This is a genomic window from Frondihabitans australicus (assembly GCF_003634555.1).
Taxonomy (GTDB): domain Bacteria; phylum Actinomycetota; class Actinomycetes; order Actinomycetales; family Microbacteriaceae; genus Frondihabitans; species Frondihabitans australicus.
In genome coordinates, this window is record NZ_RBKS01000001.1 from 118745 (window position 1) to 132707 (window position 13963).

At 71.0% G+C, this 13963-nt stretch carries 15 protein-coding genes, 1 pseudogene and 1 riboswitch; of the genes and pseudogenes, 7 read left to right on the forward strand and 9 right to left on the reverse strand.

Annotation, left to right across the window (positions count from 1 at the left end; genetic code table 11):
* Window positions 1–9: 9 nt before the first annotated feature.
* Window positions 10–798: a GntR family transcriptional regulator gene (locus tag C8E83_RS00540; protein ID WP_121367945.1), complete on the forward strand. Its 789-nt coding sequence runs from the start codon at window positions 10–12 to the stop codon at window positions 796–798.
* Window positions 799–801: 3 nt separating this feature from the next.
* On the opposite strand, the gene C8E83_RS00545 is transcribed toward C8E83_RS00540, so the two are convergent.
* Window positions 802–1671, reverse strand: a complete 870-nt coding sequence (locus C8E83_RS00545) for an aminodeoxychorismate lyase (RefSeq protein WP_121367946.1) — start codon at window positions 1669–1671, stop codon at window positions 802–804.
* Window positions 1672–1701: 30 nt separating this feature from the next.
* Here C8E83_RS00545 and C8E83_RS00550 point away from each other — a divergent pair, with 30 nt between their 5' ends.
* The 4 genes and pseudogenes from C8E83_RS00550 to ribH all read left to right on the forward strand — a co-directional run bounded on the left by C8E83_RS00550 (window position 1702) and on the right by ribH (window position 4564).
* A complete protein-coding gene (locus C8E83_RS00550) occupies window positions 1702–2373 on the forward strand; it encodes a pentapeptide repeat-containing protein (RefSeq protein WP_121371654.1) in 672 nt (223 codons plus the stop codon).
* Between the two features lie 126 nt (window positions 2374–2499).
* A riboswitch (FMN riboswitch) is annotated at window positions 2500–2650 on the forward strand.
* A 95-nt stretch (window positions 2651–2745) separates the two neighbouring features.
* On the forward strand, window positions 2746–3402 hold the full coding sequence (locus C8E83_RS00555; RefSeq protein ID WP_121367947.1) for a riboflavin synthase: 657 nt from the start codon (window positions 2746–2748) through the stop codon (window positions 3400–3402).
* Window positions 3402–4040 (forward strand): annotated as a pseudogene (gene ribB, locus C8E83_RS00560) (3,4-dihydroxy-2-butanone-4-phosphate synthase); the annotation flags it as partial. The gene C8E83_RS00555 and the pseudogene ribB, both read left to right, overlap by 1 nt.
* Before the next feature lie 35 nt (window positions 4041–4075).
* Window positions 4076–4564: a 6,7-dimethyl-8-ribityllumazine synthase gene (gene ribH / locus C8E83_RS00565; protein WP_121367949.1), complete on the forward strand. Its 489-nt coding sequence runs from the start codon at window positions 4076–4078 to the stop codon at window positions 4562–4564.
* 36 nt (window positions 4565–4600) lie between these two features.
* On the opposite strand, the gene C8E83_RS00570 is transcribed toward ribH, so the two are convergent.
* Both C8E83_RS00570 and C8E83_RS00575 read right to left on the reverse strand, forming a co-directional pair.
* Window positions 4601–5167, reverse strand: a complete 567-nt coding sequence (locus C8E83_RS00570) for a TetR/AcrR family transcriptional regulator (RefSeq protein WP_170159801.1) — start codon at window positions 5165–5167, stop codon at window positions 4601–4603.
* An 81-nt stretch (window positions 5168–5248) separates the two neighbouring features.
* Complete coding sequence (locus tag C8E83_RS00575; RefSeq protein WP_121367951.1) at window positions 5249–5689, reverse strand: GNAT family N-acetyltransferase; 441 nt, start codon at window positions 5687–5689, stop codon at window positions 5249–5251.
* Between the two features lie 145 nt (window positions 5690–5834).
* Here C8E83_RS00575 and C8E83_RS00580 point away from each other — a divergent pair, with 145 nt between their 5' ends.
* Window positions 5835–6842 (forward strand): carbohydrate kinase family protein, encoded by a 1008-nt coding sequence (locus C8E83_RS00580; RefSeq protein ID WP_121367952.1) that lies wholly within the window; start codon window positions 5835–5837, stop codon window positions 6840–6842.
* Between the two features lie 100 nt (window positions 6843–6942).
* Here the strand turns inward: C8E83_RS00580 and C8E83_RS00585 are convergent, their stop codons facing one another.
* Genes C8E83_RS00585 through C8E83_RS00600 form a run of 4 tightly spaced genes read right to left on the reverse strand, consistent with a single transcriptional unit; the run spans window position 6943 to window position 10774 of the window.
* Complete coding sequence (locus C8E83_RS00585) at window positions 6943–7386, reverse strand: DUF1801 domain-containing protein (protein WP_245981305.1); 444 nt, start codon at window positions 7384–7386, stop codon at window positions 6943–6945.
* Window positions 7383–8858, reverse strand: coding sequence for a serine hydrolase domain-containing protein (locus tag C8E83_RS00590; protein WP_170159802.1), 1476 nt, complete (start codon window positions 8856–8858; stop codon window positions 7383–7385). The genes C8E83_RS00585 and C8E83_RS00590 overlap by 4 nt, the downstream gene beginning before the upstream one ends.
* Entirely contained in the window at window positions 8855–10231 is a 1377-nt protein-coding gene (locus C8E83_RS00595; RefSeq protein WP_121367954.1) for a cryptochrome/photolyase family protein, read from the reverse strand. Before C8E83_RS00595 ends, C8E83_RS00590 begins: the two co-directional genes overlap by 4 nt.
* A 6-nt stretch (window positions 10232–10237) precedes the next feature.
* Window positions 10238–10774: a MarR family winged helix-turn-helix transcriptional regulator gene (locus C8E83_RS00600; RefSeq protein ID WP_121367955.1), complete on the reverse strand. Its 537-nt coding sequence runs from the start codon at window positions 10772–10774 to the stop codon at window positions 10238–10240.
* Window positions 10775–10887: 113 nt separating this feature from the next.
* Between C8E83_RS00600 and C8E83_RS00605 the strand changes: the two genes are divergently transcribed.
* Window positions 10888–11739, forward strand: coding sequence for a VOC family protein (locus tag C8E83_RS00605; protein WP_121367956.1), 852 nt, complete (start codon window positions 10888–10890; stop codon window positions 11737–11739).
* Between the two features lie 339 nt (window positions 11740–12078).
* Here C8E83_RS00605 and C8E83_RS00610 read toward each other — a convergent pair whose 3' ends face one another.
* Together C8E83_RS00610 and upp are read right to left on the reverse strand one after the other, a co-directional pair.
* Window positions 12079–12789, reverse strand: coding sequence for a winged helix-turn-helix domain-containing protein (locus C8E83_RS00610; RefSeq protein ID WP_121367957.1), 711 nt, complete (start codon window positions 12787–12789; stop codon window positions 12079–12081).
* A gap of 516 nt (window positions 12790–13305) precedes the next feature.
* Complete coding sequence (gene upp, locus C8E83_RS00615; RefSeq protein WP_121367958.1) at window positions 13306–13938, reverse strand: uracil phosphoribosyltransferase; 633 nt, start codon at window positions 13936–13938, stop codon at window positions 13306–13308.
* Window positions 13939–13963 lie beyond the last annotated feature (25 nt).

Consider the following 13963-nt stretch of genomic DNA (forward strand, 5'->3'; position numbering starts at 1 on the left):
GAGCCTGCCATGACGATCGCACCGCAAGACCACCCTCGCTTCGCCTCGCACCGCGGGGTCGACGAGCAGCCCGTGACGACGGAGCACCCGCGCGCGAAAGGCGGCACCGCCCGTGGCCGCCAGATCTCCGCTCGCCGGGTGCGCGACCTCATCACGGCCTCGATCCGGGCCGGCCTCATCGACGCGGACGACCCCCTGGCCGAGGAAGACCTCATGGTCGTCTTCGACACCAGCCGCGGCTCGGTGCGCGCCGCCCTCACGCAGCTGAGCGAGATCGGCTTCGTCGAGCGGAAGCGCCGGGTCGGCACGACGGTCAACCGCATCGGCATCAGCATGCCCCTCACCGACATCCAGGCCGTCCACGACGAGGTCTTCATCGACATCATCGAAGACCGGGTGGTGACGAGCTTCCCGCTGGTGCGCGAGCGGCTCCAGATCGACGAGCCCGAGGTGCGCATGGTCGAGAACACCTTCACCGCCGACGACGAGGTGATCGGCCTCCGCTCGGCCTACTACTCGCGGCGGTTCTCGCAGGATCCCCGGGTCGTCCCCACGACCAGCCCCATGTCCGAGACGATCCGCGTGTTCTTCGGCGCCGACCCGGGCCAGGTCACCGTGTCGATGGGCAGCGACGCGGCCGACGCGCACACCGCCCGCGTGCTCGGCGTCGCCGAGGGTCACCCGCTCATCGTGCGCGAGATGACCTACTACTCCTCCGACGGCCAGCCGCTGCAGACGGTGTTCGACCGGTTCCGCGGCGACCGCGTGAGGCTCGAAGCGGTCACGAGCGTCGTCTGAAGGTCAGCGGGCGAGGAGCGCGGCGAGCTCCACGGGGGTGATCGCCGGATCCTGCGCCATGGGCACGCCGTCGAGCTCGGTGACGGCCGCGATCTGCCGGCCGCTCGACGACAGCCAGACGGCCGAGGCGCCCTGCAGTTCGGCCAGAGTCATCGAGCGGTACTCGACCTTCGCGCCGCGCGCCTCGACGTCGGCGAAGAACGCGCCCTGCGTCGTGCCCTTGAGCACGCCCAGCTCGACCGGGGTCGTGACGTAGACGCCGTCGATCAGGGCGATGACGTTCGAGTTCGGCCCTTCGAGCACGATGCCGTCGGTCGAGACGAACACGACGTCGTCCGCGCCCCGCCGCGCCGCCTCGCGGAGGGCCGCCATGTTGATCGCGTACGAGAGCGTCTTGGCGCCCTGGAGAAGCCACGGCGACGTGTCGGCCACGTCGCTGCGGTAGCCGCGGTCGAGCGTGACGACCCGGATGCCGCCCTCGCGAGCGGCCCGGTACGACGGCGACGCGAACACGTGCACCCAGCCCGTCGGCACTCCGGTGCCCTCGACCCCGCGCGTGAAGATCACCTTGGCGAGCAGCTCGGTCTCCGGCTCGTCGGCCAGGTCGGCAGCGCGCAGGATCGCCGATCGCCACACGTCGAGATCGGGCGCCGGCAGGTCGAGCATGCGCGCCGATCGGGCGAAGCGCTCCAGGTGGGGTTCGAGCGCCTGCGCTCGCCCGCCCACGATCCCGACGCTCTCGAAGATCCCGTCGCCGCGGGTGGCGGACAGGTCGGCGACCGAGACGTGGGGCTTCGCGGGATCGACCTGGTCGACCGAGACGACGGCGCCCGTGGCGTCGTGGGTGAGCAGGAGGAGCACCGGTGCAGTCATGTGTCCGACCGTACCGCTACGGTGGTCGGCATGGCTGGCAGAGCATCGCGCGGAACGGGTGTCCAGGCACCGAGACTCGACGACGTCGATCCGCAGGGCCTCCGCGCGGTCGACGCCGCAGGGCTGGGCGAACGCGAGACGCACGACGGCGAGCTGTTCGACGGCGGCGACGTCTCGGGCGCCGACCTCCAGGGCTCGACGTTCACGGAGTGCCGGTTCGACGGCGTCACCCTCGGCGGCGCGCTGCTGCGCGGCAGCCGCTTCGTCGACACGGTGCTCGCCGACCCGTTCGCGCCCGAGCTCAGCGCGGCGCGCACCACCTGGAAGCGCGTGCGCGTCGACCGCCCGCGCTGGGGGAGCGCCGAGCTCTTCGACGCCGAGTTCGAGGGCGCGCTGATCCAGGGCGGCAAGATCGACTACCTCAACCTGCGCCAGTCGCAGCTGACCGACGTCGTCATCGAGGGCTGCTCCATCGGCGAGCTCGACCTCGGCGGCGTCACGGCCACGCGGGTCGCCCTCCGCGACTGCCGCCTCGGCACCCTCGACCTCACCCGCGCGACGCTGTCGTCGTTCGACCTGCGCGGCGCCACGTTCGACCGTCTCGACGGCGTCGACGGGCTCCGCGGCGCGGTCGTCGACGAGTACCAGCTGGCGCTCCTGGCACCGCTGCTGGCGGCGCAATCGGGGCTCGTGGTGGCCTAGAGCCCGCGTCGAGGCCGAGCGATCCCCGATCCTGCGCCCCTGTCACGCTTCGGCCGGCGGCGCAATGTCATGTGCCGAAACGCGTAAGCAATCCGAAACAAAGCGGTGATAGCGTCGCCTGCAAGCAACGCGCTCCGGGGTCAGTGAAAATCTGTACCGGCGGTATAGTCCGCGACCCGCTCGCTTCCTGCAGAGGCCGATCTCTGAAAGGGGCGGGCGGCTGAACTGGTGCAATTCCAGTGCCGACGGTGAAAGTCCGGATACGAGGCAGCGCGCGTGCTCGCGAGCCGGTGCGCCCGAAAGCAGGGGCCGGCTCCCGAGCGGCGACGACGAGTCGACCTTCCCCGGAGCACACCACAGACCGGAGAAGAGATGTTCACGGGAATCATCGAAGAGCGCGGCGTCGTCACGCGAGTCGACGACGTCGGGGACTCGGTGCGACTCACCGTCCGCGGCCCGAAGGTCGTCGACGACGTCCACCACGGCGACTCGATCGCCGTGAGCGGAGTCTGCCTCACCGTCGTCGAGTCCACGGCCGACTCGTTCACGGCCGACGTGATGAAGCAGACCCTCGTGATGTCGACCCACGGCGACCTCGCCGAGGGCTCCCCGGTCAACCTCGAGCGTGCCGCCCGCGTCGGCGACCGGCTCGGCGGCCACATCGTGCAGGGCCACGTCGACGGCACGGCGACCCTCGTCGAGGTGCACCCCGGAGAGGCCTGGCGCCGCCTCCGCTTCTCCCTCAGCGACGAGCTCGCGCCCCTCCTCGTCGACAAGGGGTCGATCACCCTCGAGGGCGTCAGCCTGACCGTGAGCGACATCTCCGAGGCAGGAGCAGCGGACGGCTGGTTCGAGGTGAACCTCATCCCCGAGACCCTCGCCGCCACCACCCTCGGCGAGAAGCAGGTCGGCGACCGCGTGAACGTCGAGACCGACGTGCTGGCCCGACACGTGCGCCGCATGCTCCGGATCGACGAGGTCGCCACGGCCGCGCTCGACGCCAGCCCCGTCGCGACGGTGGGTCTCTGATGCCGACGACCGCGCAGGGCCCTGCCGCGCACAACACGATCGAGTCGGCCCTCGAGCACCTTCGTCTCGGTCGCCCCGTGATCGTCGCCGACGACGAGAACCGCGAGAACGAGGGCGACATCGTCCTCTCCGCCGAGCTCGCCACGCAGGAGTGGATGGCGTGGCTCGTGCGCTGGTCGTCCGGCTTCGTCTGCGCGCCGATGACCGCCGAGATCGCCGACCGGCTGGACCTCCCGCCGATGGTCGCGCGCAACGAGGACGCCCGGGGAACGGCCTACACGATCAGCGTCGACGCGGCCCGCGGGGTGACCACGGGCATCAGCGCGCACGATCGCGCGCACACGCTGAACGTCCTCGCCTCGGCGGACAGCGTGCGCGGCGACCTGCACCGGCCCGGCCACATCCTGCCGCTTCGCGCGCTGCCCGGCGGCGTGCGCGTCCGCTCCGGCCACACCGAAGCGTCGGTCGACCTGATGATCGCCGCGGGCCTCCGCCCTGTCGCGGCGATCAGCGAGATCGTCGCCGACGACGCGGCCGGCGACATGATGCGCCTGCCCGAGCTGATCGAGTTCGGCGCGCGCGAGGGCGTTCCGGTCATCACGATCGCCCGGCTGATCGCATGGCTCGATCAGCAGGATCTCCACGCAGTCACCACCACAGAAGGAGTCACCGCATGAGCGGCGAGGGAGCACCCCAGGCCCAGGACATCGACGGCACCGGAGTCCGCGTGACGATCGTCGCCGGAACCTGGCACGACGTCATCACCGACGGCCTCATCGCAGGAGCCCAGCGCGCCCTCGACACGATGAACGCCACGACGACACTGGTGCGCGTGCCCGGCAGCTTCGAACTGCCGCTGGTCGCGAAGGCCGCGCTCGAGAACGGCGCCGACGCGGTGGTCGCCCTCGGCGTCATCATCCGCGGCGGCACGCCGCACTTCGAGTACGTGAGCGACGCGGCGACCTCGGGGCTCACCCGGGTCGCGCTCGACACCGGCAAGCCGGTCGGCTTCGGCCTGCTCACCCTGGACGACGAGCAGCAGGGCCTCGACCGCGCGGGCCTGCCCGACTCCAAGGAGGACAAGGGCGCCGAGGCGGCGGCGGCGGCCGTCGAGACGGTCCTCACGCTCCGGAAGCTGACCTCTCCAGCTCTCGCGAACTAGTCGCGGCGGCGCTGTCGGCGCGTCGAGGCGCTGCCCTCAGTCTTTTCCGACGATGCGGGCGGTCGCCTCGCGGACGACCTCGGCTCGCCGAGCGGTGTCCTCGTCGCTGTGCGCGCTCTGCCACTGCGGCGTGACGAACCACGACAGCACGAGGCCGAACACGATCGTGCCGAGCTCGTCGGGGCGCCAGTCGAGCGAGATGTCGCCGGCCTCCTGCGCCGCGAGCATGGCCGAGCGACGGCCCTCGAGCTCCTCGTGGTTCACGATGCCGGGCGCGACATACGTCACACCCTCGATCTGACCCCAGAGCAGCATCCGGGCGTCGTCGATGTGCTCGGCGAAGTGCACGTACAGCCTCGATGCCCAGCCGGGCATGTCGTGCGCGTCGAACGGCACGGCCGAGACCCAGCGGTCGACGCTGGCGCCGAGCGCGGTGTCGAAGAGTTCGCGCTTCGTGCGGAAGTGCGCGTAGAGGCGTTCCTTGCTCGCCTCCGCCTCCCGGGCGATGGTGTCGATGCGTGCGCCGGCGAGGCCTCTCTCGGCGAATTCGACCTGTGCTGCGGCGAGGATGCGGTCTCGAGGGGGTGTGTCCCGGCGTGCCATGAGATGAGTGTATGGGCTACGGGGCATCTCCGAAACAGGCGGTTCGGTGGGTGAACGCGAGGTGACTCGGCTCCTGCGCCCTCAGCCCGCAGCGCGGGTCATCGGGACGTGCCAGATGTCGTCCTCGAGGAACCTCTCGCCCGACGTCACGAAGCCGAAGCGGCCGTACCAGGCCTCCAGGCGCTCCTGCGCGTCGAGGCGGGTGAGACGCCCCTCGCACAGCTCGACGGCGCGGGTCATGAGGGCGCCGGCGTGGCCTGCGCCGCGGGCTTCGAGGGCGGTGGCGACGCGCCCGATCCTGCGATCGTCGCCGTCGTGGAGCACCCTCACGGTGGCCAGCACGCGGCCGTCGTCGCCCTCCGTCCACAGCAGGACGGTGCCCGGCTCGGTGTCGCGGCCGTCGAGCTCGGGGTAGGGGCAGTCCTGCTCGACGACGAAGACGTCGACCCTCAGGCGCAGGATCGCGTACAGCGTCACGGGGTCGATCGTGGCCAGCGGGGATTCGTGGTGCGTGGCGGGCATGCTCCGACAGTAGCGGGCGGCCGATGGTCGCGGGTCCGGACAAAACCGCATCGATGTGGTTCTTTGGAGGCGGGATCAGGCCCACCACCGACCGCTTCTCACCCGTGAGGGGGAACGGCCGGCCATCGAGCCCGGCCTTCGCACCATGACCAGCACCGCTCCCCGTGCCGTGGGCCTGCAGCGACCCCGGCTCCGTTCCGGCCTCGATCCTCTCGACCCGCTGGATCCGCTGGTGACGAGCGCGATCACCTCGCCGGTCGAGCCCCGCACCGACGGCCGGGTCGTGGTGGTGGGCGACGTGCTCGACGACATCATCGTGGCCCTCGACCGGCGCCCGGCAGTGGGCACCGACACCGACGCCACCATTCGGCACCGCGCGGGCGGCTCGGCCGCGAACACGGCCGCGTGGCTCGCTTCGCAGGGGGTCGGCGTCGACTTCGTCGGGCGCGTCGGGTCGAGCGACCTCCACCGCCACTCGCTGCTGCTGCAGAACGCCGGAGTCACGCCCCGCCTCCTCCACGACCCTCTCGAGCCGACCGGCACCGTCGTCATCACCGTGGCCGGCACCACGCGCACGATGCTCACCGACCGCGGTGCCAGCGCCGGCCTCGAGCTCGCATCGCTCGACGGGGCGCTGTTCGACGGCGCCGCGATCGTGCATCTCACCGGCTACAGCATCGTGCAGGATCCGACACCCGACGCCTTCCAGCACCTCGTCGCGCGGGTCCGCGCCGCGGGGGCGCTCCTCAGCGTCGACCCGGCGTCGTCGGGCTTCGTCTCGTCGTTCGGGCCCGCGGCCTTCCTCGACCTCGTCGACGGCGCCGACCTGTTCTTCCCGAGCCTCGACGAAGGAGCGCTGCTCACCGGTCGTGACGACCCCGACGCGATCGTGCAGGAGCTCCTGCCCCGGTTCGGCGCCGTGGCGCTCACGCTGCCGGACGGCGGAGCGGTCGCCGGCCGACGCGGCGGGAAGCTCGTGCACGCGGCGCCGTCGACGGTCCGCCTCGTCGACCCGGTGGGCACGGGCGACGCGTTCAGCGCCGGGTTCCTGGCGGCCTGGCTGAAGTCGCCGAGCCTCGCGCTGTCGGTGCGGCGCGGCACGAAGCTCGCCGCTCGCGCCCGGGCCGTCGTCGGCGGTCGTCCCGCCCGCTGATTCGTGCCGCGACGCTCAGCGCCGGCGACCCGCTCGGGCCGAGAACGCGTCGAGGGCTTTTATGAGAAAAGCCTCTATCTCATAAAATGCGTCCTCATTCTTATGAGCTAGGCGTCTCGCCGCCGCCGGCGTCGCTCGCGCGATGACGGTAGACGCCGGCCGTGAGCGCCGCGTACGAGGCGGCCACGATCTCCCGCAGCACCCCGAGGTCGACGCCGTCGAGCCTCTTCAGATAGAGGCAGCCGGTCGTCGTCCGGTGCGGGCCGAGGCGCGCCAGCTGCTTCTCGTACGTGGCGCAGCCGTCCATGAGGTACACGACCAGGCCCGTCGTCCGCACTCCGAACGCGGCGGCCGCCGAAGAGCCCGAATGGCCTGAGGCGTACTCGTAGTCGTAGTGGCCGAAGCCGATGATGCCCGCGTAGGGGAGCCACGGCTCCTGCCCCGTGATGTCGGCGAACAGATCGAGGAGAGCTGCAGCATCCGCACGGCGGGCCGGCGGCGCCCCCTCGAGTACCGCGCCCACCTCGGCCGGGATCTCGGTCATGGCTGGCGGGGCGGCTCGGCGCGCACGACGAGGGTCTGCACGCGGGGCGGCGACTCGGGGGTGAGGCGGATCTCGATCCGGAGCGAGCCGCGCTCGCCGGGGAGGCGCCAGACGAGGTGGGAGGGCGCCGACGACTCCTCGCCGGCGGCACTCGCCACCACGAGGGAGGTGTCGTCGTGGGCGGGCGGCTTCACGAGCGGGCCGATCGAGCCGATGGCCTCGGCCCATGCGGCACGTCGGCTGGGGAACGGGATGTCGAGGTCGACGTTCTCGCTGAGGAGCGACGGGGGGATCTCGGCTCCTGCGGTCACCGCCTGCTCGACCACGGTGCGCGCGGCGGCGGTCTCGGGCCAGATCGTCGTTGCCGGGGCAGCCCCGACCTCGCGGAGGAGGCCGTGCAGAGCGGTCGTGACGGGCACCGAGACCTGCGCGTAGGTGGCGTTCTCGAACCCGACCACGCCGACCCCCGACGCCGGATGCCACCGCATGTGCGCCGAGAAGCCGGGATAGCCGCCCGAGTGCGACACGATCGGCCCCAGCTCGGGGTCGTGCTCGACCATGACGCCGAAGCCGTAGCCGATCGGGTTCGCCCGGCCGGGGATGTCGCGGTACGCCTGCTGCATCTCTCGCCTCGAGGCCCGCGAGAGGATTCCGGGGTGGTCTCCGGGAGCGTCGCCGTCGCCCTGGTCGAACGCCGACGCCAGCCACCGCGCCCACCGCGACAGGTCGTCGACGGTCGAGAACAGCCCCCCGATCGACGAGAATAAGCCCGGCCCCGAGAAGGCCAGCGGCTCCCACACGCCGCCCCGTCTCCGGTGCCCGATCGCCGTGTGCGCGAGACCACCCGGCACGGTGAACGTCGTCGATGCAAGGCCCAGGGGGCGCAGGATCCGGTCGGTCACCACGTCACGGAACGGCCGCCCCGCCGCCTCGGCGACCACCCTGCCGAGCAGCGCGTAGCCGAGGTTGGAGTAGGCGAACCGCGTCCCCGGCACGCTGTCGAAGCTGAGGCCGCGGCGCAGGAGCGCGTCGAGCTCGCCGTCGGTGATGGACTCCTGCCGGTCGCCCCAGGGGTCGTCGGTGGGGAAGCCGCCCGACATCGTCAACAGCATGCGCACCGTCGGCACGGGGGAGTCGAGCGTGGGCAGGCGAACCTCGGCGAACGCCGGCACGAAGTCGGTGATCGGCTGGTCGAGGTTCAGGGCGCCCTCGTCGCGCAGCGCGAGGAGCGCCGTCGCCGTGAAGCTCTTCGTGCACGAGGCGATGCGGTAGACGGTCGCCGACGTCGGCGGGACGCCCTGCGTGTCGCCTTCCTCGACGATGACTCCGGTGGACCCCGTGCGGACGAGGCCGGTGCGCGTGAAGACACCCCACGAGGAGCTGGGTGCGTGCTCCGGCGACGCCCTGTCGGCGAAGAGCCGCTCGACGGCGTCGAGCGCCGGACCCGGGATCGTGATGCTGCTCGTCGTCACGCGAGGCCCGCCTTCCGTCGCATGTCCGCGTACGCGTCGAGGGCGTGCGCGCGGCTCTCTTTGAGGTCGACGATCGGCTCGGGGTAGTCGTCGGTGTCGACCTCGGGCACCCAGCGCGTCACGTACTCGCGGTGCCCGTCGAACTTGTCGGCCTGCAGCACCGGGTTGAAGACGCGGAAGTACGGGGCCGCGTCGGCCCCGGAGCCGGCGACCCACTGCCAGTTGCCCGGGTTGTTCGCCTCGTCGGCGTCGACCAGGGTGTCCCAGAACCACTGCTCGCCGACGCGCCAGTCGACCAGGAGGTTCTTGATGAGGAACGAGCCCACGACCATCCGGACCCGGTTGTGCATGACGCCGGTCTGCCACAGCTCGCGCATGCCGGCGTCGACGAGCGGGATGCCCGTGCGGCCGTGCCGCCACGCCTCGAGATCGGCCGCGTGCGGCTTCGCCCACGGGAACCCGTCGAACTCGTCGCGGTAGTTCGCCGTCGCCAGATCGGGGTTCGCGAAGAGCACCGTGTAGTTGAACTCGCGCCACACGATCTGGCGCAAGAAAGCCGCCGCCTGCTTCTTCGCGCCGTCGCTCAGTCGGCCCTCGCGCACCCGGTGCCACACCTGGAACGGGCTGATCTCGCCGAAGCGGAGGTAGGGCGAGAGGTGGCTCGTCGTGTCGTCGGCGGGGAAGTCGCGGTCGCCGTAGTCGGCGAGGTCGTCTTTGAGGAAGACCTCCAGCACGCGGTGGGCTGCCGCCTCGCCGACGTCCCAGCGCTCGCGGAAACCGCCCGCCCAGTCGGGCTTCGTCGGGAGCAGGGCCCAGGAGCCGAGGTCGTCGCTCTCGGGCGCCGGCTTCACGCCCGCGATGTGCGAGGGCGCCGGGTAAGGGTGGCGCGGCTCCTGCGACTCGAGGCACGCCCGGTAGAACGGCGTGAACACCTTGAAGGGGGTTCCCGAGCCGGTCTGGATGGTCCACGGCTCGAACAGGAGGCTGCCCTGGAACGAGTGCGCGTCGACACCGGCTTCGCGCAGGCTGGTCTTGAGGGCGGCGTCGGCATCGCGGGCTGCCTGGCCGTATCGGCGGTTCCAGAAGACCGCGCCGGCACCGGTCTGCTGCGCGAGCTTCTCGACCTCGTCGGCGCCCCGGCCGCGGCGGAGGGTGAGGTGCGCGCCGCGCTCGCGGAGGTCGTCGGAGAGGGCGGTGAGGCTGTGGTGCAGCCACCACCGGCTCGCGGCGCCGAGGGGGCGGATGCCGGGAGTCTCGTCGTCGAGGACGTAGACGACGATCACGCTCTCGCCCCGCTCGGTCGCCGCGTGCAGGGCCGGATTGTCGCCGACGCGGAGGTCGTCGCGGAGCCAGACGATCGAAGGGGAGGTCACGCCTGACTAGTCTGCCCGGGCGGACTCGACGGCGCCCTCAGAATCGGCGGTGATTTCGGCGTCGCCGTCGGGGCCGATCGCGGGGCCGAGCCGGAGCTTCGTGCACAGCTCCATCAGCTGCTGCAGCTCGTCGTGGTCGAGGGTGCCGCCCACGCGACGCGAGATGGCGTCGGCATGGCGGACGGCCGTGCGCCGGTACAGGTCGGAGCCGAGCGGAGTCATCGCGACGACGATGCCGCGGCCGTCGCCCGGGTCGGTGAGCTTCTCGACGATGCCTTTCGAGGCGAGGCGGTCGACCAGACGGCTGATGCTCGGCTGCGTGAGCAGGAGGTGCTGGGTCAGCTCTTTGATGCGGGCTCGCTTGTCGGGCTGGTTCGACAGGTTGAACAGCACGTCGTACTCGTTGAACGAGATCTCGCCCGAGGGGAAGCAGGCTGTGAGCTGGCGCATGATCGTGACCTGGGCGCGGAACAGCGACTCCCACGCGCTCACCGCGAGAGCCTTGTCGGTCGTCGGCGGCGCCTTGTCTGCCGTGGTCGTCATGTCTCCTCCGTCCCCCTGCGAAGCCACCATTGTACGGAGTACGACGACCCGTGCGGTGCTAGACCTGAGGCACTCGGGCGGAGGGTCCGCCCGGTCTATCAGGGAGGTCGGCCATGACCGACGCAGTGCCGCCCGCAGTGCCACCGCGCACCTACCCGCAGGGCGTGCCGAGCTGGATCGAGGGTCGGCATCGTGACGTCGACGCCGCCGCCGAGTTCTACGGGTCGCTGTTCGGCTGGACGCTCACCGAGCGGCTCCCGCCCGGAGCGCCCGGCTCGTATCGCATCGCGACCCGCGACGGGCTCGACGTCGGCGCTCTCGCGTCGCTGCCCGAGGGCGGGTCAGCCGAGTGGCGCACCTACTTCGCCGTCGACGACGCCGATCGCGTCGCCGCGGCGGTGCGCGACGCCGGAGGCAGGGCTGACGACCCCGAAGACGCAGGCCCTGGCGGCTCCGCCGGGCGAAGCGTCGACTGCCGCGACGACCGGGGTACGCCCTTCGGCCTCTGGCAGGCTCGCGAACGGCTCGGGGCGCAGTTCATCAACCGCCCGGGAGGGTGGGTCTTCAGCGACCTGCGGACCGAGGATCCGGCTGCCCACCTCGCCTTCTACCGAGACCTCTTCGGCTGGGCCGTGACCGACATGGGGCCCGACTCGTCGCGCATGCTCGGGGTCCCCGGCTACGGAGACCACCTGGCGGCGACCAGCGACCCGCACATCCGGGAGCGCCAGGCCGGAGCGCCCGCGGGCTTCGCCGACGTGTTCGGTGCCGCCCGGCGATCGTCGGGCACGGCGACGTGGCAGGTCGGGTTCAGCGTCGCCGATCGCGATGCGGCCGCAGGCACCATCGAGCGGCTGGGCGGCCGCGTGCTGACGACGGCGGACGAGAAGTGGACGAAGCTGGCGGACGCCCTGGACCCGGAGGGTGCCGCGTTCACGATCAACCAGTTCGTGCCGCAGGGTTGACGGGCAGGTTCTCGCGAGGTCGCCGGTGGCCGTTAACGGACTGAGGGTCGGTCCCAGAGGCTGGGGACCGACCCTCTCCCTTGCACCAAGAGTGTCCTGCAATCACATTCAACTGACGCTGCCACAGCAAACAACTTCAGTGACATCAATCTATAACGGTGAGGTAACGGCGGTCTAGTTACCGAATCGTTATTTTCCTGAAAAGTCACCCAGAGGACACGTTCCGCGGCCTATGTCGGGGTACGCCGCGTCCGCCGCCCGGGGGACTTCGTGACCTCCCAAAAACGACTGCCCCGACGCGAAATCACGTCGGGGCAGTCGTTTTTGGGAGGTCTGGGGCTAGAAGACGTCGGGGCTGGGGGTCGAAGCCTGACGGATCGACACGTCGGCGTGACGGTCGAACCGGTAGCCGACGCCACGGACGGTGCGCACGATGTCCTCGAACGCGCCGAGCTTCGAGCGGAGGCGGCGCACGTGCACGTCGATGGTGCGCTCGTTCGGCACCTCGTCGTCGCCGGCCGACCAGAGCGACGAGATCAGCTCGGCGCGATCGATAGTGCGGCCCTCGCGCAGGACCAGGTACTGCAGCAGCTCGAACTCCTTGTAGGTGAGCGGCGCGATGTCGCCGTCGAGCAGGAGGCGCTTGCGCGAGATGTCGACGACCACGCCGCCCCGGGCGCCGGGTTCTTCGTCGACCTCGGTCTGGCGGCGCTTCGCGAGGGCCGCGGGATCCTGCAGCGCCAGGCGCACGACGTCGACGTCGCGGCCGCCCGCACCCTCCGGCGCGAGGGCGACGGCGGCGTGGGTCTCGGCCGCGGGAGCGAGCTGCTGCGTGAGGGCGCGCAGCTGCGAGACGATCTCGCCGAGGCTGGTGCCGGCCTCGGCGGCCTTGAGCTCGTCGATGCCGACGTAGAGCACGAAGCCGCGGGCCTCGGTGCCGTCGGGGACCGCGCGGAGCCGCGGGGCAGGAGCCGGAGCCGGCTCGACGGCGGTCAGGTGACGCGGGGTCTGGGTGGACGTAGGGGCAGAGGTGTCGAGTGCGAGAGACATGGGGGTTGTGTCCTTGGGACGAGGGGACGACCCGTTCGTCCGCTGACTCAGGCAGGTGTGTCGTCGCCGAGTGCGGAGAAGGAACGCGATCGTCCTGTGTGTGCCGCGAGGCTCTACACGCCGAGCGAAATGGGGCTCAAGGCTGTGGAGCGGGGAGGGATGCCTCGCCGGTGGGCGAGCCGTGCATCCGGAGTCACCTCGCGAGCGGGTGTGCTCGCACTGAGGTCGTCGGTCGCAGACAGCGGTATCAGGCCTGCAGGCCGGCGGAGACTCGGCGGGGGTCGACGTCTTTACAGACGATGCCGATCAGGCATGCATTCGACAACACATGACCGCGGCGGCGTCTGCCGACATCATGCCGGCGCTCACCACATGACCTCGGGAGACGAACGTCTCTCGGATCGGGGCATACGCGTGTGCAGTCATAGAGAGAATTGTTTCGTAATGCGACTCGCGGTGTCAACCCGAGGGGCGCAGGATCAGCGACACCCGTCCGTCAGATCGGTGCTCGCTCCGTCACGCCAGCCCGTACAGGCGATCACCTGCATCGCCCAAGCCGGGGACGATATAGCCCTTCTCGTCCAGCTTCTCGTCGACCGCACCCAGCACGATCGACACGTCGCGGCCGTGCATCGCCTTCTCGACCGCGGCGAGGCCCTCCGGCGAGGCCAGGATGCACACGGCGGTGACGTCGACCGCGCCGCGCTTCAGCAGGAAGTCGATGGCGGCGATGAGCGACCCGCCGGTGGCGAGCATGGGGTCGAGCACGAAGCACTGCCGGTTCGACAGGTCGTCGGGCAGGCGCTCGGCGTAGGTCGTGGGCTCGAGCGTCTCTTCATCGCGCATCATGCCGAGGAACCCGACCTCGGCCGACGGGATCAGCTTCACCATGCCCTCGAGCATGCCGAGGCCGGCGCGCAGGATCGGCACCACCAGCGGCTTCGGCTTCGCGATCGACAGCCCCTTCGCGGGCGCGACCGGGGTGACGATGTCGACCTCGGAGGTGCGGACGTTGCGGGTCGCCTCGTAGGCGAGCAGCGTCACGAGCTCTTCGGTGAGGGCCCGGAACGTCGCGGACTTCGTGGTCCGGTCGCGGAGCACCGTCAGCTTGTGGGTGATGAGGGGGTGGTCGGCCACGTGCACTCGCATAGGCTCGAGGCTAGCGGAGCCCCGA

Coding starts and splice junctions, on each gene's coding strand:
- C8E83_RS00550 (WP_121371654.1), top strand. CDS start 1,702: ATGGCTGGCAGAGCATCGCGCGGAACGGGTGTCCAGGCACCGAGACTC.
- C8E83_RS00555 (WP_121367947.1), top strand. CDS start 2,746: ATGTTCACGGGAATCATCGAAGAGCGCGGCGTCGTCACGCGAGTCGAC.
- C8E83_RS00540 (WP_121367945.1), top strand. CDS start 10: ATGACGATCGCACCGCAAGACCACCCTCGCTTCGCCTCGCACCGCGGG.
- C8E83_RS00545 (WP_121367946.1), bottom strand. CDS start 1,671: ATGACTGCACCGGTGCTCCTCCTGCTCACCCACGACGCCACGGGCGCC.
- C8E83_RS00580 (WP_121367952.1), top strand. CDS start 5,835: ATGACCAGCACCGCTCCCCGTGCCGTGGGCCTGCAGCGACCCCGGCTC.
- ribH (WP_121367949.1), top strand. CDS start 4,076: ATGAGCGGCGAGGGAGCACCCCAGGCCCAGGACATCGACGGCACCGGA.
- C8E83_RS00570 (WP_170159801.1), bottom strand. CDS start 5,167: ATGGCACGCCGGGACACACCCCCTCGAGACCGCATCCTCGCCGCAGCA.
- upp (WP_121367958.1), bottom strand. CDS start 13,938: ATGCGAGTGCACGTGGCCGACCACCCCCTCATCACCCACAAGCTGACG.
- C8E83_RS00585 (WP_245981305.1), bottom strand. CDS start 7,386: ATGACCGAGATCCCGGCCGAGGTGGGCGCGGTACTCGAGGGGGCGCCG.
- C8E83_RS00610 (WP_121367957.1), bottom strand. CDS start 12,789: ATGTCTCTCGCACTCGACACCTCTGCCCCTACGTCCACCCAGACCCCG.
- C8E83_RS00575 (WP_121367951.1), bottom strand. CDS start 5,689: ATGCCCGCCACGCACCACGAATCCCCGCTGGCCACGATCGACCCCGTG.
- C8E83_RS00600 (WP_121367955.1), bottom strand. CDS start 10,774: ATGACGACCACGGCAGACAAGGCGCCGCCGACGACCGACAAGGCTCTC.
- C8E83_RS00605 (WP_121367956.1), top strand. CDS start 10,888: ATGACCGACGCAGTGCCGCCCGCAGTGCCACCGCGCACCTACCCGCAG.